This window comes from Archangium sp., assembly GCF_036277355.1.
Taxonomy (GTDB): domain Bacteria; phylum Myxococcota; class Myxococcia; order Myxococcales; family Myxococcaceae; genus Archangium.
In genome coordinates this window covers 1-21283 of sequence record NZ_DASUNC010000068.1, presented here as the reverse complement: position 1 = coordinate 21283, position 21283 = coordinate 1, and the positions used below count along the sequence as shown (strand labels likewise).

The 21283-nt window shown below is 70.4% G+C and carries 13 protein-coding genes and 1 pseudogene; 9 read left to right on the top strand and 5 right to left on the bottom strand.

The annotated features are described in order from the left end of the window. Window positions 1-76: 76 nt before the first annotated feature. Window positions 77-622 carry a metal-dependent hydrolase gene (locus VFZ09_RS18015; RefSeq protein WP_329728825.1) on the top strand — a complete coding sequence of 182 codons (546 nt, stop codon included), beginning with the start codon at window positions 77-79 and terminating at the stop codon, window positions 620-622. Window positions 623-629: 7 nt separating this feature from the next. On the opposite strand, the gene VFZ09_RS18010 is transcribed toward VFZ09_RS18015, so the two are convergent. From VFZ09_RS18010 to VFZ09_RS17995, 4 genes are all read right to left on the bottom strand, one after another. Further along, window positions 630-1604 (bottom strand): type VI immunity family protein, encoded by a 975-nt coding sequence (locus tag VFZ09_RS18010; RefSeq protein WP_329728824.1) that lies wholly within the window; start codon window positions 1602-1604, stop codon window positions 630-632. A gap of 41 nt (window positions 1605-1645) precedes the next feature. Continuing rightward, window positions 1646-2449 carry a hypothetical protein gene (locus tag VFZ09_RS18005; protein WP_329728823.1) on the bottom strand — a complete coding sequence of 268 codons (804 nt, stop codon included), beginning with the start codon at window positions 2447-2449 and terminating at the stop codon, window positions 1646-1648. Between the two features lie 17 nt (window positions 2450-2466). Then, window positions 2467-7773, bottom strand: a complete 5307-nt coding sequence (locus VFZ09_RS18000; RefSeq protein ID WP_329728822.1) for a trifunctional serine/threonine-protein kinase/ATP-binding protein/sensor histidine kinase — start codon at window positions 7771-7773, stop codon at window positions 2467-2469. Window positions 7774-7882: 109 nt separating this feature from the next. Beyond that, window positions 7883-8767: a LysR family transcriptional regulator gene (locus tag VFZ09_RS17995; protein WP_329728821.1), complete on the bottom strand. Its 885-nt coding sequence runs from the start codon at window positions 8765-8767 to the stop codon at window positions 7883-7885. Window positions 8768-8876: 109 nt separating this feature from the next. Between VFZ09_RS17995 and VFZ09_RS17990 the strand changes: the two genes are divergently transcribed. From VFZ09_RS17990 to VFZ09_RS17970, 5 genes are all read left to right on the top strand, one after another. Next, entirely contained in the window at window positions 8877-9512 is a 636-nt protein-coding gene (locus VFZ09_RS17990; protein ID WP_329728820.1) for a CHRD domain-containing protein, read from the top strand. 1217 nt (window positions 9513-10729) lie between these two features. Then, window positions 10730-11839, top strand: a complete 1110-nt coding sequence (locus VFZ09_RS17985; protein ID WP_329728819.1) for an S-(hydroxymethyl)glutathione dehydrogenase/class III alcohol dehydrogenase — start codon at window positions 10730-10732, stop codon at window positions 11837-11839. Further along, a complete protein-coding gene (fghA, locus tag VFZ09_RS17980) occupies window positions 11839-12690 on the top strand; it encodes an S-formylglutathione hydrolase (RefSeq protein ID WP_329728818.1) in 852 nt (283 codons plus the stop codon). The genes VFZ09_RS17985 and fghA overlap by 1 nt, the downstream gene beginning before the upstream one ends. Before the next feature lie 181 nt (window positions 12691-12871). After that, complete coding sequence (locus VFZ09_RS17975) at window positions 12872-13906, top strand: polysaccharide lyase (RefSeq protein WP_329728817.1); 1035 nt, start codon at window positions 12872-12874, stop codon at window positions 13904-13906. Between the two features lie 119 nt (window positions 13907-14025). After that, window positions 14026-18498 (top strand): AMP-binding protein, encoded by a 4473-nt coding sequence (locus VFZ09_RS17970; protein WP_329728816.1) that lies wholly within the window; start codon window positions 14026-14028, stop codon window positions 18496-18498. Here the strand turns inward: VFZ09_RS17970 and VFZ09_RS17965 are convergent. Then, window positions 18435-18734, bottom strand: coding sequence for a hypothetical protein (locus tag VFZ09_RS17965; protein ID WP_329728815.1), 300 nt, complete (start codon window positions 18732-18734; stop codon window positions 18435-18437). The genes VFZ09_RS17970 and VFZ09_RS17965 overlap by 64 nt on opposite strands. A 248-nt stretch (window positions 18735-18982) precedes the next feature. Between VFZ09_RS17965 and VFZ09_RS17960 the strand changes: the two genes are divergently transcribed. The 3 genes and pseudogenes from VFZ09_RS17960 to VFZ09_RS17950 all read left to right on the top strand — a co-directional run. Then, complete coding sequence (locus VFZ09_RS17960) at window positions 18983-19468, top strand: hypothetical protein (RefSeq protein ID WP_329728814.1); 486 nt, start codon at window positions 18983-18985, stop codon at window positions 19466-19468. A 260-nt stretch (window positions 19469-19728) separates the two neighbouring features. After that, window positions 19729-21057, top strand: coding sequence for a hypothetical protein (locus VFZ09_RS17955; RefSeq protein ID WP_329728813.1), 1329 nt, complete (start codon window positions 19729-19731; stop codon window positions 21055-21057). Then, window positions 21047-21283, top strand: a pseudogene (locus VFZ09_RS17950) (DUF2380 domain-containing protein); the annotation flags it as partial. The gene VFZ09_RS17955 and the pseudogene VFZ09_RS17950, both read left to right, overlap by 11 nt.

Genomic DNA, 21283 nt, shown 5'->3' with positions numbered 1-21283 from the left:
CCTGGAGTGAAGGACGCGGCAAGCCTGCCACGGCATGGGCTGGCGGACCACGGGCCGCTGACACCAGAATGTCCGAATGAATCCCATCGTCCACGCCGAGCTGTCCTGGTTGATGACTCAACGTCTGGAGGCGCGGAAGGACCGGGTGCTGGTGGTGTGCGCGGGGCTGGCGCCGGACCTGGATGGGCTGACGATTCTCGGCGGGGGCGAGCTGTACGCGCGCTACCACCACCTCATCTTCCACGGGTACGTGGGCGCGCTGGTGACGGCGGGGGTATGCGTGGCGCTGGCGCGGCAGCGGCTCCAGGTGGGGCTGCTGGCGTTGCTGGCCTTCCACCTCCACCTGCTGTGTGACCTCGCGGGAAGCGGCCCGGGCTGGCCGCTCTGGTACTTCTGGCCCACCAGCCTGCGCGAGTGGTTCTGGGACGGGCAGTGGGACCTGGCGTCCTGGCAGAACAGCGTCATCGGGCTGGCGGCCACGCTGGTGTGCCTCGCGTGCGCGCTGCGCTACCGGCGCACCGCCGTGGAGCTGCTCTCCACGCGCTGGGACGCGGAAGTGGTGCGCACCCTCCGGGTCCGCTTCCTCGGAGAGGGCCGGCCCGAGAGCCCGCCTCAACCCTGAGCCGTGCTCAGTCGAGGAAGCGGCGCCACCATCTCAGGGCCTGTTCCTCGGTGAAGCCCATGAAGGAGTTCCCGGCGGCCATCCAGGTATGGGGAGATGACCGCTCCAGGGGTTCGAGCAGTGGCCCGAGGACGTGGGCGAGCTCCCGGTAGGCTGGCAGGGTCAGCCCCAGCTCCAGGTCACCCGACTCGGGCCATTCCCCCAAGGAGACGAGCACGCGGTCACCCGCGAGCGTCTCCACACGTGTGCTTGCGGAGCGGAGCCGTTCGCGGAGGCCCCCCGCTCCACCCAGCTTCTCGAGCACGGGCGGAGCGAAGAAGTTCAGCCAGTGGACACCATCGACGTGGAAGCCCACGTCCTCTTCCCACAGCCAGGCCGGGCGCAGGTCGATGCCTGGATACCGGAAGGCCGCGGAACGAAGAGAGTCATCCGTGGACCGCGAGGGCCAGTGGAGTTGAAGGGCGAGGCCCGCGTGCCCCGTGGCGAATCGAAGCTGGGAAGCCATCGTGCGAGCGAGCCCGGCCACGTGGGCGGGCCCATGGGCCTCCAGGTACTCGGTGGGAACGGTCGCCGTCAGCAGACTCACCTTGTTCGCAGCGGGCTCCCGCCAGGGGATGCGCGCTCGATACCGGAAGCTGTAGCCATTCCGAGCACTGCCTCCGTCGAGGAAGAGCTGTGTCTCGTAACGTCTCTTCTCCACGCGATTCGCGTAGGACTCGCTGTAGTCCTCGGCGAAGCGCCAATGGCGCTCGGGCCGCAGACGCTGGCGGATCGACTTCCAACGTTCCGGGGAAAGCGGTGCTCCCTCATCGTCATCGATGAAAGCCTCGTGGAGGGTCGAGGAGCCTTCCCCCACGGCCCGCATGTAGCTGTCCAGGGCAAGGCTGACGCCCGATGCGATGTCCGGATGATCATACGGCAGATAGAAAGCGAGCCGGACGACCTCGCGGGCAAGCAACTCCTCGCCATGCACTCCGTCCACGGGAGGAGCACCCACGAGACGGATTCGGGGGTAGCGGGGCATCATGGAGGTAGGCGAGTCAGGCCCAGCTGAGGAGTCACCACCGCAGGCTGGCATTCCATGCTCAAGGGTTTGTAGCTCAAAAGCTGCTGGAGGGTATCCGGGTCGCCCAGCGGGTTTCCCATTCGCCTGGGGAGACATGGGAATTTGAAATCAAAAACACACTGGATCCGGGTCGCGTTCCGCGTGAAGTGCAGGACGAAGTCTGGCTTGAGTGAGCCGCTCTTGCGGTCAGTCAGAACATAGCCACTCGTCCCCGGGTCTGGATCTCGCCGGTACCTGGGCTCGATGGAGAAATTGTCCGGAAACCTTGAAGAGAGGCGAGCCTTCACGCAATCGAAGGCAGCCGTGTGCTTCAGGCGCCCGAGCTCCCTGGCGAGCGTCACTTCCTCATCGCCTTCGAGGCGGAGGACCCGGTTGCACTCATTCTCATTGGGAAACTGGCCGTTCTTGAATGGGCCGATGTCCTCACGCTTCTGGGCAACTTGGTTGACGTCCGCCTCGGCCTGCTTCGCACAGTCCTTCAGGAAGTCCTCCACCTCGCCTACTTCAGCCTCGGTCAGCAACCGTTGGAGCGTGATGTAGCCCTGGATTGCCTCGACGGCTCGTACGGAGGCATTGATGGCCTGAGCCGCTCTCCCCGCTGCCGGGATGAGTATTTCCCCGGTGCTGGTGGGCGCAGAGGCGTTGCAGATGGCAGCACCGCCCGGAGTCGAACACGATTGGTTGTACCGGGTCGGAGAACCAAGAGACATGACGCACGACGTGAGCAGGAGCGGAGTCAAAGAAAGCCAGCGGCCAGCCATGAACGTGATCCCTCGTCCTAACGCGTGAAGGGAAGCTCGAAGGTGGCGGTGGCGCCCTTTCCCGGCCCCTCGCTCTCCAGGGTCAGCTTTCCCCCCATGAGGCGGGCCGCCAGCGCGCTGGCGTGCAGGCCGTAGCCATACCCGTCCTTGCGCGTGCTGAAGCCCTGGGTGAACAGGCGCTCTCGCACCTCCGGCGCCAGGCCCTCGCCGTTGTCCACCACCTGGATGCGCACCCACCCGCCCTCCGCCTCCAACCTCACCCCCAGGTAGCGCCGCGCCTCGGGCACCGGCTCCAGCGCACTGCGCGCGTTGCTGAGCAGGTTGAGCAGAATCTGCAACATCCGATGCCGGTCCACCCGCACCGGGGGCAGCTCGGCGATCTCCCGCGTCACCGGCACCGGGGATTGCCGCGAGGCCACCTGGTGGATGCGCAGCGCCTCCTCCACCAGCCCGCCCAGGTCGCACTCGTCCGCCAGCAGCGTGGACTTCGCGTAGGTGCGCTGCATCTGGATGATGGTCCGCACCCGCTCCACGTGCCCGTCCAGGTCCTCCAGGCCCTGCCACAGCACCGCCTGCTCCTGCAGCAGCTCGTCCGCGAGGCCGGAGAGGTAGGCCGGCAGGAGGCTGCCGCGGGGATCCCTCGTGAGGAAGTCCGCCAGGTCCTCGCGCCGCGCATCCATCATCTCCACCACCTGCTTCACCCGGCCCACGCGCGAGTCCTCCACCGTCCTGCGCAACAGGTCCGAGTCCACCACCACGCTCGTGAGGGCATTGCCCGCGTCGTGGAGAATGTTGGAGGCAATCTCCTCCATGCCCACCACGCGCGCCGTCTCCATCAGGTGGGCCTGCGCCTGCTTCAGCTCGCGCGTGCGCGCCTCCACCCGCCGCTCCAGCTCGTCGTTGGACTGGCGCAGCGCCGTCTCGGCCCGCCGCACCTCCTCGTACAGGCGTGCGTTCTCCACCGAGATCGCCGCCTGCGAGGCGATGTGCTTGAGCAGGGCGATGCGGCTCGGGGAGAAGGCCTCGGTGGCCAGGTCGTTCTCCAGGTACAGCACTCCGCCAATCGTCTCCCCCCGGCCCAGCGGGAGGCACAGCAGGCAGCGGGCCGCCCCGTGGGTGAAGTAGGGATCGTTGGAGAAGCCATGGGGCAGGGAGATGTCGTTGAGCAGCACGTGCGAGCCCGAGCGCCGCACGTACGTCAGCAGCGTCCAGGGCAACCGCCGCACGGGCTCCTCGGGGAGCGCGGCCCGGCCCGGAGTGGAGTCCACGAGCGCCGCCACCTCCAGCGTGTCCTGCCGCAACAACAGCAGCGCGCCGCGCTGGGCCCCGGCCGTCTCCAGCGCCACCCGCATGAGCGTGTCCACCAGCCGCTCCAGGACGATCTCACTGGAGATGGCCTGCTGGGCCTTCACCACCGTGAGCGCATCCAGGTGGTTGGAGTCCGTGTCGTAGCTGGTGCTGGACTCCTCGAGCCCGGCCTTCGGCGAGGCCAGGGAGGGCCACTGCTCATCCAGGTGCCGCACCTTGCCCGCGGCCCCCCACTGCATCCAGGCCTCGCGGGCCTCCCGGGCGAAGAGCAGCGCGGTGGTGGCCATCCCCCGCTCCTTCCAGAAGGACGCGGCCAGCTCACACGCCAGGGCCGCGTTCTGCAGCGAGCCCTGCTCACGAGCGCACTGGAGCGCCTCCTCGTAGGCGCGGTGGGCCTCGTCCGCTTCTCCCTCCAGGCGCGCCAGCTCCGCGGCCACCAGCCGCTCGGCCGCGCGGAAGTTCTCCGGACTGTTCGCGGCCCACTCCGCCAGCTGCCGGTGGTGCTGGCCAATCGTCTCCAGGTACTCGCGCCGCCGCGCCGGTGAAGCGTCCCGGCAGCACGCCGCCAGGGTCAGCGCCTCGTACAGCACGTACAGGTAGTAATAGAGCTGGCCGACATTGGACCAGAGCAGCCCCTGGACGCTCCCGGCCGCCTGCCGCGCCTGCTCGTGCGCACCGCTCATGAAGCGCGACATCATCTTCATGATGGCGTAGCTGGAGCGCAGGGGAACCAGACTCCCGGCGGCCAGCCTCGCCTCGAAGGCCGCCTCATCGAACCCCTCTCCATTCAACGAGGAGAAAGAGTCGGAGCGCCCCTGCAGCTGCGCCACGTAGCGCAGGAAGATGCGCATCATCTGGATGACGTCCCAGAACTCCACCTTGGAGGCGAAGTCGAAGCCCGCCAGGGCTTCCCGGCGGACCTCCTCCAGCTCGCGCCCCATGACGAGGGGAATCAGCGTGCTGTGGTTGAAGCAGAGGCTGGCATTGCGGAAGGCCCCCGCCTGGGCCGACTGCTGGATGGCCTTGTGGATGAACTCCCGCGAGGAGAGCAACGGGCCCACCCAGACGCCATTCATGGACCGGGCATGGAGCGCCTCGCCCTGGAAGGTGGAGCTGCCCTGGCGCTCGGCGAGCCGGCACGCGAAGTCGCTGATGGCCAGCCCCTCGTGGTAGCGCTTGAAGACGTTGCTGCTCAGGAAGCCGAACCACGCGTAGGCGTGCGCGGACGCATCCACATGCCCATGCCGGATGGAGAGCGTCACCATGCGGCAGATGTGGAGGACGTGCAGGTTCCTCCGGCTGAAGAAGGCCGGCGCGTACAGGGCCGCGAGGACGCTCAGCACCGCCTTCATGTCCGGGTCCGTCAGGGCCGGCAGCGCGAGCAGGCTCTCCAGGGGCCGCGCGTGGAGCAGGGACCACGCCTCCGCGTGGGCCGCCACCACCTCCTCCCAGGAGGGCTCCAGCGGCAGCGGCATGCCGAACTTCTCCAGGCACTCCAGCAGACAGGCGACGGCGCCCTCCGCGTCACTCGAGGAGACGAGCAGATCGCTCTTGAAGCGATAGGCCTTCGCCATCTCCGAGCGCGTGCGGGCCCAGGGCAGCACGCCGTCCACCAGGCGGCGCGCCTCGGCGGAGTTGCCGCTCATCACCTCGCTGCTGGCCTGGGCCAGGCGCAGCTTGAAGGCCGTGGCCCTGTCCGTCTCCCAGGGATTGCCGGGCAGCAGGGAGAAGGCCGTGTCGAAGCACGTCACCGCCGAGCGGTGGGCACTGGAGGCCTTCGCCTTCCAACCCGCCTCGGCGTTCAGGTACGCCAGGTGCGCGCGCTCCACGTCGTCCCGCATCAACGCCACGCCCACGTTGAGGTGGCTCACCACCTCGAAGAGGCGCTCGCGCAGCTCCTCGGGAGAGAGCCGCTCCAACAGCAGGCGGCCCACGCGCAGGTGCACGGCCTTGCGCTCCCGCTCGGGGATGAGGGCATAGGCGGCCTGCTGGATGCGATCGTGCGCGAAGCGGTACTGCTCGGCATCCGCCCGCACCAACAGCTCCTCCTGGAGCGCGGGCTCCAGGTCCTGCTCCACCTGGGAGCTGTCCTGGTGCGACAGGAAGGCCAGCTTGCGCAGGGCGAAGGTGTTGCCCATGCACGCCGCCAGGCTGAGCATCTGCCGGGTGTGCTCCGGCAACTGCAGCAGCCGGCCCACCATGAAGTCGATGACGTTGTCCGAGTACCCCCGGGCCCGCACGCCCTCGGCGTCCCAGCGCCAGCCGCCCTCCGGCGCGCGCACCACCAGGCCGTCCTGGTGCAGCGCCTGCACCCACTGGAGGAGGAAGAAGGGGTTGCCGCCCGTCTTCTCCTGGACGAGCGAGGCCAGGGGCACCACCAGCGCGTCCCCGGCGCCGGGGAAGGCATCCGCCACCAGCCGCCGCGTCTGCTCCAGGGTGAGCGGGCCCAGGTGCAGGTCCCCCACCCGCGTCCCCTCCTCGCGCACCAGCGCCAGGGTCCGCGCCAGCGGGTGCGAGGGGCTCACCTCGTTGTCCCGGTAGGCGCCAATCAACAGCACGGGCGGCGTGTCCGGGTGCGTGGCGATGTAGCGCAGCAGCTCCAGGCTGGCGGGGTCCGCCCACTGGAGGTCATCCAGGAAGAGCACGAGCGGGCGCTCGGGGCTGGCGAAGATGCCGAGGAAGCGCAGGAAGACGCGGTTGAAGCGGCTGCGCGCCTCGAAGGAGGGCAGCTCGGGGAGGCCGGGCTGCTTGCCGGCGACGCGCTCCAGCTGGGGCACCAGGTCCACCAGCAGCTGGCCGTTGCCCTCCCACGCCTCCAGCAGCCGCTGGCGCCAGAGCGCCACCTCCTCGTCACTGCCGGCCAGCAACTGCTGCACCAGCTCCTGGAAGGCCCGCGCCAGCGTGGAGTACGGGACGTCGTGCTGGAGTTGATCGAACTTGCCGCTGAGGAAGAAGCCGCGCCGCCGCAGCACGGGGCGGTGCAGCTCGCGCACGGCGGCGGACTTGCCGATGCCGGAGTAGCCCCGCACGAGCACCCACTCGGTGTGCCCCGTGAGCGCCACCCGCTCGAAGGCCTTCAGCAGGAACTCCACCTCCTCCTCGCGGCCATACAGCCGCTGGGGGAGCTGGAAGCGCGCGGAGACATCCCGGCTGCCCAGGGGGAACGTCTCCAGCGAGCCGAGCCGCAGCGCCTCCTGGCACCGCTCCAGGTCCGCCCGCAGCCCCTCGGCGCTCTGGTAGCGCTCCTCGGCGACCTTGGCCAACAGCTTCATCACCACCGCCGAGAGCGCGGGGGGAATGGAGGGCACCACCAGGTGCGGCGGCACGGGAGCCTGGGCCAGGTGGGCGTGGAACCACTCCAGCATGTCCTGCCCGCGGAAGGGCAGCCGCCCCGTGAGCACCTCGTAGAAGGACACGCCCAGCGAGTAGAAGTCCGTGCGGTAGTCCACCGCGCGATTCATCCGCCCCGTCTGCTCCGGGGACATGTAGGCCGGAGTTCCCTCGCCGAGCGGCTGCTGGAGGACGGCCTCCACGTGCTCCACCCGCTGCAGGGTGGCGATGCCGAAGTCGATGAGCCACGCCTTCCCCGAGGGGGCGACGAGGATGTTGGCGGGTTTGATGTCCTTGTGGATGACGCCGCGCCGGTGGACCTCGGCCAGGGTGGCCGTCACGGAGAGGGCCCAGGTGAGGAAGCGGGAGGGCGCGAGGGCCTGGCCCACCTGCTCCGAGAGGGCCTTGCCCCCCACGTCGTCCAGCACGAGGACGGGCCGCTCCTGGAGCACTTCCAGTGCGTGGGCGGTGAGCACTCCGGGTACGCCCTTCAGGTGGCGCAGCAGCTCGTACTCGCGCTGGTAGCGGGCCCGCTCGCGCGTGCCGACGGGCCAGGAGCGCGGCGTCTTGACGATGACGGGCAACCCGTCCGCCTCACGGACCGCGCGGTAGAGGAGGCTCGTCGCCGTCTCCTGGAAGCGGCCCAGCAGCCTGTACCCGGGGAGGAGGAGAGAGGTGATGCTCATGAGGTGGGGCCCTGCTCTGCTCCGAGGCGGAGAGCCGTGGGGTACCATACCACCTCCGGCGTGGTGCTCTCGCGGCTCCCCCCGGGGCCCTGGCATACCCGGCCGCCCCTCATAGCGGCTCCAGGAACCGCCGGATGTGCGAGAGCACCCGTTGGATTTTCGGAATCTCGGCGAGCGCCTCGGGCACGCTGATGCGCACCGGGCGCTCCCGCCCCACCAGCCCGGGCAGCACGGGCACCAACGGCTCCGCGGAACTGCCCGGGTCCTCCAGCTCGACGCTGGGCACCAGACCGATTCCCAGCCCCGCGATGCAGCAGGAGCGGATCAGATGGATGTCCGCCGTGACGAGCACCGGGGAGACCGTGAAGGTGGCGCCCCGGAGCGTGGGCCAGGTGTGCGCATCGTCTCCCGGCGCCTCCCAGGAGAAGAGCTCGTGGCCCCGCAGCTCCTGGAGCGAGCCCGGGGTCCCCCGCCGTTGCAGGTACTCCGGGCTGGCCAGGAGCCCCTCCCGCACGCGCATCACCACGGAGGAGAGCCAGGGCCCCCGGGGCATGTCCTCGCCGAAGTGGATGGCCATGTCCACGCCGTCCAGCGGCTCGCCCAGGGGGTCTCCGCTGAAGCGGGCGTGGACGCGCAGCAGCGGATAGGTGGTGCGCAACAGCCCGAAGAGCGGCGTGAGCAGATGCGGCGGCAGCCCCACGGGCAGCACCACCCGGAGCACTCCCGAGGGCTCCTGGCCCACCTCGCGGATGGAGGACAGCAGCGCGCTCGTCTCCTGCATCATGACGCGCCCGCGCCGGGCGAGCACCTCACCGGCTTCCGTCAGGATGATGCCCTGGGCCGTGCTCTTGAGGAGCGGCACGCCGGCCCGGGCCTCGAGCGCCTCGACGCGGCGCCGCAAGGTGGTGCGCGACACGCCCAGGGACTCCGCGGCGGCCAGGAACGAGCCCGTCTGCACGACGTCGAGAAAAGCACGCAACTCTTCCAGATCCATGCTCTTGCCTCGCTGTCCGGGGAGTGGCCACCCCCTGTCCATCTGCGGCCATCGCCCGCGCCCGGGGAGCGCTACGAAGAGAGCCGCCACCCTCCAGGAGGAACGCACCATGCGTACGCCCACCACGGCCCTTGCCTTCGCTCTCGCGCTGTCCACCCTGCCCGCCCACGCCAAGGACCCTGCCCTCGGTGCGACGACCTTCACCACCTACGAGGCCTTCCTGAGCCCCGCCCAGGAGCCCGGTGAGGAGTCGGAGGTGCCCAAGCCGCTGGAGAAGAGCCTCGGCGCCACGGCGCCCTCGACGCCTCGCGAGAACCGGAAGTCGCGGGGCCATGGGCAGCTGCGATTCGCCCGAGACCTGAGCAAGGCCTATGTCGAAGTCGAGATCCAAGGGGTGAACCCCGCCGACATCGTCATGTTCCACATCCACTGCGGCCCGCCGGGCGTGCTCGGCCCCATCATCGTGGACTTCGGCGAGTCCGGCAGCCCGGGGAAGAAGTTCACCGATGGCAGGTTCTCCGTGGAGCTCACCAACAAGAACGTCGTCTACGTCAAGGATATGCCGGGCCTGAAGCCCTCGCTACCCGAGGGCTGCCCCTCCGAGCTGGGACTCCCGGGACAGGTCAAGACGCTCGCCGGGCTCGAATACCTGGCGAGGAAGGGAGTGCTCTATTTCAACCTCCACACCAAGGCGCACACCTACTACGGAGAGATGCGCGGCCAGCTCTACCCCGCCAAGGACTGAGTCCCTGGACGTGCGAGGTCCTGGCGCGCGGCACCTTCCGGCCGCGAGCCATTCCAACGGGTCCGACCATCGGACCAGTTGCTCGACCTCGAGCCCGGAGGCTGCACGCACTCCCACGGGAGGGCGGACGCGATGTGTCTGGTGGTCGTCCCGAGCGCGTCGCTCCAGGCCACCCTGAACACGCCCACGCGGAGGCGGTCCGGCGTCCCACGCGGGACGCACGTCCGCCAGTGCCTTGTCTCTTCCTGGAGGGACACGCGCCGTGACACGCGCCACGGCTCCACGCCTCGCGGAGGCGTGCGGGTGGCCGGTGCTCGGGCGGTGTGCTCGAGACGGAGGGCCCTCGGGCCCGTGCGCGAGCACGAGCCCTCCCGCGGTTCCCCAGGCCACGACGGGTGGTGGGGGCTCCGCTTCAGGTGAGCGTCTCCACGGCCCCTCCACGCCCGTCCCGGCAGGAGTCCTGACGGTGCCACGGTGCGCGAGGAGTGACGGAGGGGAGGAAGCGCCCATCAGCGGGCGCTCCACGTCCGCCGGCTCGGTGGAGTGCACCCACCTGCCACGGACGACGCCCTGCAGCCGCGGTGCGCTCACGCTGACTGCGAGGCGGGGGGCCTTCACCGGACGCGAACCGGAGGCCCCGACACCGGGTGCGAGTCCCGTCTTCACCTGCGGGGACTCGTGTCTCCGGGCCAGCCTCGGAGGCGGTGCCTCCTGGCCCGGCGGGGACCGGTGAAGCCCGGTGCCCCCTGGGGGCGGGATGTCCGCGCGGCTGACCGCGAGGCCCGCGATGAGCACTCCCCGGACCCGGGCGGAGCGCTGCGTGGGCTCCGGCTCCCACTCACGCACCGAGGCCGGGTGCGGGAGAGCCGTGCCCTGTCCGGACTTCCCGGCGGTGTCGTGCCGGTGCCGGTCCCACTCCTCCAACCGGAGGGTGAGGGAATCAATGGAATCGTCGAGCTGGCCGCACCCGGACGCCGACACGGCGAGCAGCAGCGCCACCAGCAGGACACTCGTCCCGCCGGGCCGCTGCACTGCCCTCGTTCTGTCGGCCACGCCGCTCATGCGCCTCGTCCGGTGCTACTTCGATGACCAGCCAATCCCACCATGTGTTACCGCGACTGCCGGGAAGCGCAATTCTTCGGCCGGTGAGGCCACGGTGACGCTCACGTGGTAGCTACGGTCCGACGCAACCCGCTACATCCCTGGAGGACACGAGCATGGACATCAAGGCAGCGGTGGCATTCGAACCCGGCAAGCCCCTGCGCATCGAGACGGTGCACCTCGAAGGCCCCAAGGCCGGCGAGGTCCTCATCGAGCTGAAGGCCACGGGCATCTGCCACACGGACGCGTACACGCTCTCGGGCAAGGACCCCGAGGGCCTGTTCCCCAGCATCCTCGGCCACGAGGGCGCGGGCGTGGTGGTGGACGTGGGCCCCGGCGTCACCTCGCTGAAGAAGGGGGACCACGTCATCCCGCTCTACACGCCCGAGTGCCGCCAGTGTAGGTCGTGCCTGTCGCGGAAGACGAACCTGTGTACCGCCATCCGCGCCACGCAGGGCAAGGGCCTCATGCCGGATGGCACCAGCCGCTTCCGGATCGGCAAGGAGCCCGTCCACCACTACATGGGCACGTCCACCTTCGCGACGCACACGGTGCTCCCGGAGATCGCCGTGGCGAAGATTCGCGAGGACGCCCCGTTCGACAAGGTCTGCTACATCGGCTGTGGGGTGACCACGGGCATTGGCGCCGTCATCTACACCGCGAAGGTGGAGGCGGGCGCGCGCGTGGTCGTCTTCGGCCTGGGCGGCATCGGCCTCAACGTGGTGCAGGCCTGCCGCATGGTGGGCGCGGATCAGATCGTCGGCGTGGACCTCAACCCCGCCCGGCGCGAGATGGCCGAGAAGTTCGGCATGACCCACTTCGTCAACCCGAAGGAGGTGGGCGCGGACCTGGTGCCCTACCTCGTCAACCTCACGGCGGGCGGCGCGGACTACAGCTTCGAGTGCATCGGCAACGTGACGACCATGCGGCAGGCGCTCGAGTGCTGCCACCGCGGCTGGGGCGAGAGCATCATCATCGGCGTGGCGGCGGCCGGACAGGAGATCAGCACCCGTCCCTTCCAGCTCGTCACCGGGCGCGTGTGGAAGGGCAGTGCCTTCGGCGGCGCCCGCGGCCGCACCGACGTGCCCCGCATCGTCGACTGGTACATGGATGGGAAGATTCAGATCGACCCGCTCATCACCCACACCCTCCCGCTGGAGCGCATCAACGAGGGCTTCGACCTGATGCACAAGGGCGAGTCCATCCGCGCGGTGGTGAAGTACTGATGGATACGGCCCTCCGGCTCGCCTCCGAGCACCGCTGCTTCGAAGGCACCGTCGCCTACTACCGCCATGACTCGGTGGTGTGTGGCGGCGAGATGCGCTTCTCCGTCTACGTGCCCCCGCAGGCGCGGACGGGCAAGGTGCCCGTGCTCTACTTCCTCTCGGGCCTCACGTGCACCGAGGAGACGTTCCAGATCAAGGCCGGTGCGCAGCGGCTCGCGGCCGAGCTGGGACTGATGCTCGTCGTGCCCGACACCAGCCCGCGCGACACCGGCATTCCGAACGAGAGCGCCGACTGGGAGGTGGGCACCGCCGCCGGCTTCTATGTGGACGCCACCCAGCAGCCCTGGGCCTCGCGCTTCCGCATGTTCAGCTACGTCACCCAGGAGCTGCCCGGGCTCATCGGGAAGAACTTCCCGGCCCGCATGGACCGCGAGGGCATCTTCGGCCACTCCATGGGAGGACATGGCGCCCTGATGTGCGCCCTGCGCCAACCCGGCCGCTACCGCTCCGTGTCCGCCTTCGCTCCCATCTGCGCGCCCGTGCGCGTCCCCTGGGGACAGAAGGCCTTCCGCACCTACTTCGGGGCCGACACCGAGGCCTGGAAGCAGTGGGACACCACCGAGCTCATCCGCTCGGCGAGGACGCGTCTGCCCCCACTGTTGGTGGATCAAGGCACGCGCGACAAGTTCCTCGGGGACCAGCTCAAACCCGAGCTCCTCCGCGAGGCCTGCGACCAGGCGGGGCAGCCCCTGACGCTCCGTTCCCAGGACGGATACGACCACGGCTACTACTTCGTCTCGACCTTCATGGCGGACCACCTGCGCCACCACGCCTCGGCGCTAACAGCCTGAAATCGTAGCGGACACGCGCTCCCTCGCCGGACGGGCTTCCGGCGAGGGGCTCGTGTGCCGTGAAGCAGCACGAGGAGCCCGGGCGGCTCCTGCTCCAGGGAGGGCTGACAAGGAAGCAGGCCGGGAAGTGGGAAGGCGTTCCGTTTGTCCGTGGGGACCCAACGGAACGAAAGGACCGAGCTTGAAGCGTTTGCTGAAACTTGCCCCCTTCGCGCTGCTGCTGCCCACCCTGGCGACCGCCTCCACCGTGTGGAGGGGAGACTTCGAGACCGGCAACCTCTCGCAGTGGGACCGCGAGCAGACTGTCTCCTCGAACCGCCTGCTGGTGGTCAGCTCGCCCGCACGAGAGGGCCGCTACGCGCTGAAGACCACCGTCCGTCAGGGCGACAACCCCATCAGCGCGAGCGGCAACCGCAACGAGCTGCTCTACCTGGATCGCGAGGCGCCCGGCTCCGAGTTCTTCTACAAGTGGAGCACGCTCTTCCCGAAGAGCTTCCCGCGCTCGCCCAGGTGGCAGATCTTCACCCAGTGGCACCACGACGGCAGCGGTGGCTCTCCGCCGCTCGAGTTCTACGTGGTGGATGATCAGCTGCGCCTGCGCGTGGGCGGCAGCAACGGGAAGATCATCTGGCGGGCCCCGCTCCAGCGCGAGCAGTGGAATGACTTCGTGCTGCACGTGAAGTGGTCGCCGGATCCCAAGGCCGGCTTCGTCGAGCTGTACCACAACGGCCAGGTCGTCGTGCCGCTGACGAAGGTGGCCACGCAGTACTCGGGCCAGCTCAACTACCTGAAGCTCGGCCTGTACCGCGACGCGTCCATCGCCCCCGAGGGCGTGGTCTTCCATGACGGCTTCGTCCAGGCCACGCGGCTGGAGGACGTGATGCCCGCGCCCGTCGTCGCCACCCCGGAGCCCCAGCCCCAACCGGCCCCGGAGAGCACGCCGGATGATGGAGCGTCCGACGATGGCGATCCTCCCGCCGAGCAGCCGGGGCCCATCGCCCAGCAGCCCTCGGACTCGCTCCCGGGCACGGGCGGCATCATCCCCGGCGACGCGACGCTCGCCGGCACGGGGATGCCTCCCGCGAGCTGCGGCGCCTCCTCGACGGGTGGAATGCCCCTGCTCGTCGCCGCCGGACTGACCCTGGCCGCGCTGCTGGGCCGGCGCAAGGCCACCGCGCCCGCCTACGCACGGCGCTCGCGCAACCGGCGTCGCTGAGTACCCAGGTGGGGTGACGCCGCCCCACCCGGAGCAACCGGGCTCCGCGCACCGGCATTGCCGCTCATGGGGCGGCCGGATGAAGATCCGGCTCCCCCCCATCCGCGGTGCCAAGAGACATGAAGCCCCTGGCAGTGGTGCGTCGCGAGCCCGGCTCGACCTTTGTGGACATCCTGCGCAGGAGGGCACTGGAGCAGCCCTCGCGCCGCGTCTTCACCCTCCTGGAAGATGGAGAGACGGAGACACAGCAGTTGGACTTCGCGGGCCTGGATGAGCGGGCCCGGGCCATCGCCGCCACGCTCCAGCGCTCGGCCGCGGCCGGCGAGCGCGCCCTGCTCCTCTACCCCTTCGGGCTGGACTACGCCGCCGCCTTCTTCGGTGCGCTGTACGCCGGAGTCGTGGCCGTGCCGGTGTACCCGCCGGACCCCTCGCGCCTGCACCGCACGCTGCCGCGGCTGCGCGCCATCGCCCAGGATGCCCAGGCCACGCTGGTGCTCACCACCCGCGCCATCCACGAGCTGGTGGACGGGCTCTCCAGCCACGCGCCGGAGCTCGCCTCGCTGCGCTGGGTGGCCACCGACGCGCTGGAGCCGGGCAGTGAGCAGGCGTGGCGGCCTCCGGAGGTGACGGCCCGTACGCCCGCCTTCATCCAGTACACCTCGGGCTCCACCGCCGTGCCCAAGGGCGTGCGGCTCACGCACGGCAACCTGCTCCACAACTCCACCATCATCCAGCGGGCCTTCGGCTCCTCGGAGGACTCGGTCGGCGTGAGCTGGTTGCCGATGTACCACGACATGGGACTCATCGGCTGCGTGCTGCAGCCGGTGTACGCCGGCTTCCCCATCGTGCTGCTGCCGCCCGAGTCCTTCCTGCAGAAGCCGGTGCGCTGGTTGCGCGCCCTCTCGCGCTACCGCGGCACGCTCAGTGGCGGACCCAACTTCGCGTTCGACCTGTGCGCGCGCAAGGTGACGCCGGAGCAGCGCGAGGGGCTGGACCTGAGCAGCTGGAGCTACGCCTTCAACGCCGCCGAGCCCGTGCGCGCCGACACGCTGGAGCGCTTCTCACGGACGTTCGCCGCCACCGGCCTGCGCTCGGATGCGCTGCGTCCCCTGTACGGCCTGGCCGAGGCCACGCTCATGGTGACGGGCGGTTTCCCGGGCACGCGCCGCACGGTGCGCACGGTGGACGGCGCGGCGCTGGAGTCCTGGTGGGTCGTCGAGCTGCCCGAGGGCACGCCGGGCTCGCGGCGGCTGGTGGGCCTGGGCCGCCCGTGGCTGGACGAGCAGGTGCTCATCGTGGACCCCGTCACGCGCACGCGCTGCTCCTCGGACCGCGTGGGAGAAATCTGGGTGTCGGGCCCGAGCGTCGCCCAGGGCTACTGGAACCGCCCCGAGGAGACCGAGCACACCTTCGGCGCGATGCGCGCGGACACCACGGATGGCCCCTGGCTGCGCACCGGGGACCTGGGCTTCCTGCAGGACGGCGAGCTGTTCTTCGCCGGCCGCCTCAAGGACCTCATCATCATCCGGGGCCGGAACCACTACCCGCAGGACCTCGAGCGCACCGTGGAGGAGAGCCACCCCGCGCTGCGCCCCGGCTGTGGCGCCGCCTTCTCCATCGACTCGGGACAGGAGGAGCGGCTCGTCGTCGTGCAGGAGGTCTACCGCGACCGCGAGGGAAACAGCCTCGAGGACATCACCCACGCCGCGCGGCAGTCCGTGGCCGCCGCGCACGGCATCCACCTGGACACGCTGGTGCTGGTGCGCCACGGCACCATGCCCAAGACGTCCAGCGGCAAGATTCAGCGCGGCGCCTGCAAGCAGGAGTACCTCGCGGGCTCGCTGGAGATTCTCCACACGGCCCGGCTCGCGCCGCCCCGCGCCGAGCCCACCGACGCGAGCCCCTCCGCCTTCCTGCGCGAGCAGCTCGCCCGCCTCATCGGCATCGCCCCCGAGGCGCTGGATCCGCGGCGCACCCTGGCGGAGCTCGGGCTGGACTCGATGCACCAGCTCGAGCTGCAGCAGTTGCTGGAGGGCCGGTACGGGCTCACGCTCCGGATGGAGGAGCTGCTGAGCCATCCGCTCGGGCAGTTGCTGGAGGAGCTGGGCACGCGCAAACCGCGCGCGGAGTCGGGCCCGTTCTCCATCGCCTGGGACGTGGCCCGCGACGCGCCCGCGCTCTGGCGCTACCTGCGCGAGGCCGAGCCCTGGGTGGCCGAGGAGCTGGAGCGGATGAAGCGGGACATTCCCGTACCGCCCACCAATGGCACCTTCGACACCGAGGGCTTCTTCCGCCCGCAGGGCCACTTCCGCTCCTTCTACCGGCGCGGCCCCGGCGAGAGCGTGCTGGCCATCAAGGGCGCCGAGGTACGGTGCGAGGATCAGATCGGCTTCTTCCAGCTGCTCCAGCAGCGGCTCTTCGAGCGCTTCGCGAAGCACTCGGTGACGAACACGCTGGAGTACTTCCTCATCCAGGAGCGCAAGGTGCCCGGCGCCGTCACGCTGCCCGAGGCGCTCAACGAGGCGCAGCGCGCGGCCGAGGTGCAGGGCCGTTTCCTGGAGGAGTTCCACGAGCCCGGCGGACTGCCGCTGCCGCTGCTGGTGGTGCGCTGGTCCGAGGAGGTGGTGGCGCGCTTCCGCTCGCGGCTGTTGCCACTGCTGTCGGGCTTCACCCTCACCATCGCCCAGAACGAGCTGCGCGACGGGCTGGCCTGCTACGTCTACTGGTTCCCCAAGGCGCCCTTCCCGCGCGTGAGCCACTTCGCCGGCACATTGGCGCAGGAGAGCCAGCGCACCGGCTCGGGCGGCTTCGCCAACACGCGGCTCGTCTACGCCACCCTCAAGCACAACCTGGACCCCGAGGCCGTCGTCGACTCGTGGGTGCGGCTCACCGCGCGCCTGCTGCTGCTCGGCTACTTTCCCAGCGACATCCAGCACTTCAAGAACGGGCAGTGCATCGAGCCGCAGAACGTGCTCCTCAACGGCACCTTCGCGGACCTGGACTCCGTCATCCCCATGCGCCAGCTGGGCAGCGACCGGGAGTTCTACGCCAGCTTCCTCGCCATGCTGAACCTGCTGGCGCACACGGTTCGCGTCTTCCTCACCGCCGAGAGCAACGGCACCACCACGCTGCCGAGTCCCTTCCCCCACCAGTTCCAGCGCCCCGACTTCCTGGAGATGCTCTCCGTCATCCACATCTGGGAGCGCCTCCAGGTGCACCTGCGCGAGCAGCGCCAGGGCCTGCGCGGCACGTTGGACCCGAGGCTGGAGGAGCTCGTCTCGTCCCGGCTGTCCTTCCCGGTGCTCTTCGAGAAGGTGCTGTTCTCGCTCTACTACGCCGGGCCCACCCTGCCCGAGAGCGCCGTGCACCTGCTGTCCGTCGCGGACGTCTACAACGACGTGGGCGGCGCCGGGGAGCGCAAGCCCGCGCGCAAGGTGGAGTACAGCGCGAAGCTCTCCGTGGACGCGGCCGCGCTCGCCACCCTGCCCCGCGCCTTCCTGGAGCAGTTGCGGCTCACGCCCCGCGAGTTCATCCGCGACTGCCTCCACGGCGAGGCCTCGCTCGTCAGCGTGTACGAGACGTTCCTCGGCCGCATCGGGCTCGTCGTGCTGCCGCTGGAGGACGCGGCGCTCTACGTGGACAAGCAGCGCACGGTGGACGCCGTCGTCCGGGGGCTCGAGGAGGCCGCGCGCCTGGGCGCCGACACCGTGTCCCTCACGGGCCTGGTGCCCTCGGCCACGGACTATGGACGCGCCCTCGTGGAGGCCACCGCCGGCCGCGCCGGGCTGCCCCGGCTCACCACCGGCCATGCCACCACCGCCGCCTGCTTCGTGATGATGGTGGAGCAGGTGCTGCGCGCCGGAGGCCGGAGGCTGGAGGACGAGCACGTGGCGCTCCTCGGCGCGGGCTCCATCGGCACCGCCATCCTGCGCCTGTTGCTGCGCACGCTGCCGCACCCGCGCTCCTTGCGGCTGTGCGACGTCCCCGCACGGCGCGAGTACCTGCTGCGGCTCACCGAGGAGCTGGTGGCGGAGCTGGGCTTCCAGGGGAACGTGGAGGTGACGTGCATCTCCGGCAGCTCCGCGCCCGACGAGGTGTACGCGGCCTCCGTGCTGCTCAGCGCCACCAGCGCCGCGAACCTGCTCGACGTGGACAGGCTGCGCCCCGGCACGCTCGTGGTGGATGACTCGGCGCCCCACTGCTTCGACCCACGCCGCGCCATCCGCCGCTTCCAGGAGCGCCGCGATGTCCTCTTCACGGAGGCCGGTGCCATCCGCAGCCACAGGCCCGTGGGGGAGATCCGGGAGCTCACCTTCGCCACCGGCTGGGACCATAAAATCCGCGCCGCGCTCAAGCTGCTGCACCCGCTCGACGACACGCTCATGGGGTGCGTCTTCTCCAGCATCCTCAGCTCGCGCTTCGAGGACGCTCCGTGCCTGGTGGGCACGCCGACGCCGAGGGACCTGGACCTGCACTACCGCAAGCTGCGCGAGCTGCGCTTCGAGGCCGCGCGGCTCTACATCGAGGACTACGTGCTGGACGAGGACCTGGTGGCCATGTTCCGCGCCCGCTTCGGCTCGGGCTCCCGGTAGGTACCGGAGTGGAGGCCCCTCGCGAATCCAGCGGGGAGGCTCACGCGGGCCCGGGCCTCGGCCAGCAGCTCCGCGAGGGCCTCCTGCCCCATGGGCGTCGCGGCCAGCACCCGCTCCTGGAGGCGGAAGAGCAGCGTGGCCACCTCCAGCACCAACGGGCGGAGCCGCCTGGCCAACAACATCGAACCGGCACCTACCCCGCACCCCAGCAGGAACGAGGAAAAATCGAGCTTCACTGGAGATACCTCCCAGAGTGGCTCCCCCAGCCTCCACCCGTGACCCTGACCCCTTCTAGGTGGAGCCGCTCGCTCTCCGGTGCAAGGTGTCACGCCCCTCGCCCTCGCGGACCGGCGGACGGTGCGCCCCTCCCTCGTCCCCTTGCACCCACGAAGGCCCGTGCCTAGGGGCGCTCCCACATGAAGCGGCTCCCCATCGAGCAGCTCGTGCGGGTTCCCCATGAGCCTCCACTCGTTGACGTCAACGAGTGACCGTCCCGCCTTTCGGACTACCTGCCGTGTACGGCACCGTGGCGCGCAACTTCCCGGAGGCCATCTGCACGCACTTCGGCGTGTACCCCCTGCGGGCCCTGCTCCGCTACGTGGAGGCGACCGGCCTCGTGCTGGACAGGGGCAACCCGGGCACCCTGCTCATCGACGTGCCGCGAGAGGACGGCACGGTGGTGAGCAAGCCCTTCGCCGAGTGCGGCGTGGACGAGGTGGAGCGGGCCACGAAGGCCAAGAAGACTCCGCTCCCGGTGCGTGTCCCCGTGCCGGACCGGGCGCGTCTGCTGTTCTTCGAGGACAGCCTCTTGCGCAACTTCAACGGGGTGGCCCCCGTCCGTCTCAGCTCGCGCACCCAGGACGGCAAGACGCTGCTGAGCGTGCAGGACGTGCCGGTGACGGAGGTGGCGCGGCTCCTCAAGGCGCTCCAGGAGGGCATGAGCGCGGAGCCCACGGTGGCCGCGAAGTAGCCGCACCCGTCCTCATGAACTGAAGCACCCGGGCAGGGAGGGATGCCGGCGGACATGGCCGGTGCTCCCTCCCTGTTTCTTTTCGTGACCACCGGGCACCGGCGGAAACGCGGGTTCCGCGGCACCACGAATGTGACCGGGTGACCTGGGGGGTTGAATCACCAGGCTTGGGAATCAGGTCGCATCCACCCGTCTTTTCCCGGTTGTCCGGAGTCGTCGGAGGTGGCCGCTAGAATGGGAGTCCCCATTCGGAGGCGCTGATGACGTCCACGCTGCTGGTGGTGCTGATGCTGTCCCAGGCGGATGGGCCCCCTCCTCCACCTGTGGGTGCAGTGGAGCCCCCACGCCCGGCGTCCCCGCCCGCGAGGTGGAGTTACCTGACGCGCCTGGAGGTGACGACGCTGGCGCTGCTGCCACGGGCGGGAGTGGGCGTGCAGGAGGGCTTCGTCCAGGTGGAGCCCACCTTGATTCTGGATGGCGGCGCGCGGCTCGGCCTCAACCTGGGCGCCCCCGTGCGGCTTCGGCTGTGGGGCGGCGGTGAAGGCGAGGGCCTGGTGCGCCGGGAGGACTGGGACAGCCTGTCGGACTGGGGGCAGCTCGTGCGCGGCCTCAAGCTGGGCTCGGACAACGCCCCCGTGGCGCTGTGGGTGGGCGGACTGGAGGGCTACAGCCTCCTCTCGGCGCACCTCGTCCGCCGCTACTCCAACCGGATGAACCCGGACTACCACCCGGCGGGCGCCTTCCTCACCGGCACGTGGGGCCCTCTCTACGCGGAGGCCTTCGCCTCGGACGTGCTGGGCGCGCGGCTGCTGGGCGCGGAGGTGGCGCTGGACGTGCAGCACCTCCTCTTCGGCCCGCCCCGGCAGCGGGGGCGCTACACGGTGGCGCTGTCCGCCGTCCATGACGGGGGCCTGGCCGGGGGACGGGCGCCCGCGGTGACACTGGCACACGTGGATGGGACGGCGGTGGTGGTGGTGCGGCCGGGCTTCGAGGCCCACCTGCTGGCCGGCTGGGGCGGACGGCCGGGAGTGGGTGGCGCGTGGGGCGCGGTGGTGGGAGCGGGCGCGGATGCGCTGACACCCACGCTGGACATGAAGCTGCGGCTGGAGGCGCGCATGCAGCGCGGAGGCTTCCGCCAGGGCTACGTTGGTCCGGACTACGAGCTGGCGCGCTTGCGGGCCGTGGGCTCCGAGGGGGTGCCGCTGGCCGAGGCGCCGCTTCCGGACGGCTTCTCCGTCTACGGTGAGGCGGTGGTGGGGTGGGACTCCGTGCGCTACGGCGGGCTGCAGAAGCACCTGCAGCTCTCCCTGGGCGCCGAGGCCTTCACCTGGGGCCGCTTCGACGTGGACGGGCGCGTGGCGGTGCAGCTCTTCGGCCGCACCCTCGAGGTGGCCGTGAAGGGGATGGGGGTGGGCCTGGGGCAGTCCGGTGAGCGCTACCTGGGCGCGGCGGAGGTGCGCTGGCGCTTCCTCGGGGGGCACCTGTACGTGCTGGGCCAGGGAGGCACGCTGCTATTCGCGCGAGGCCTGGACATGCCGAGCCCGGGGGCCTTCGCTTGCGTGGGCCTGGGGGTGGACCATGCGCGCTGAGTCGCCAGCAGTCAGGTGGACGGGGCCGCTGCTCGCCCTGGCCCTGCTGTCCAACGCCTGTGCGCCGCTGAGGCCACTGCCCGCGCGGGGGACACCCCTGCGCTACACGCCGCGCGAGGCCGCCACGCCCACCTTCGCACAGGGCCCGGGTGAGGCGCCCACGCCAGAGCCCGAGGGGCCCCAGCGGCTGCACCGCCGCCAGGGCACGCGCGAGGCGGTGACGGCG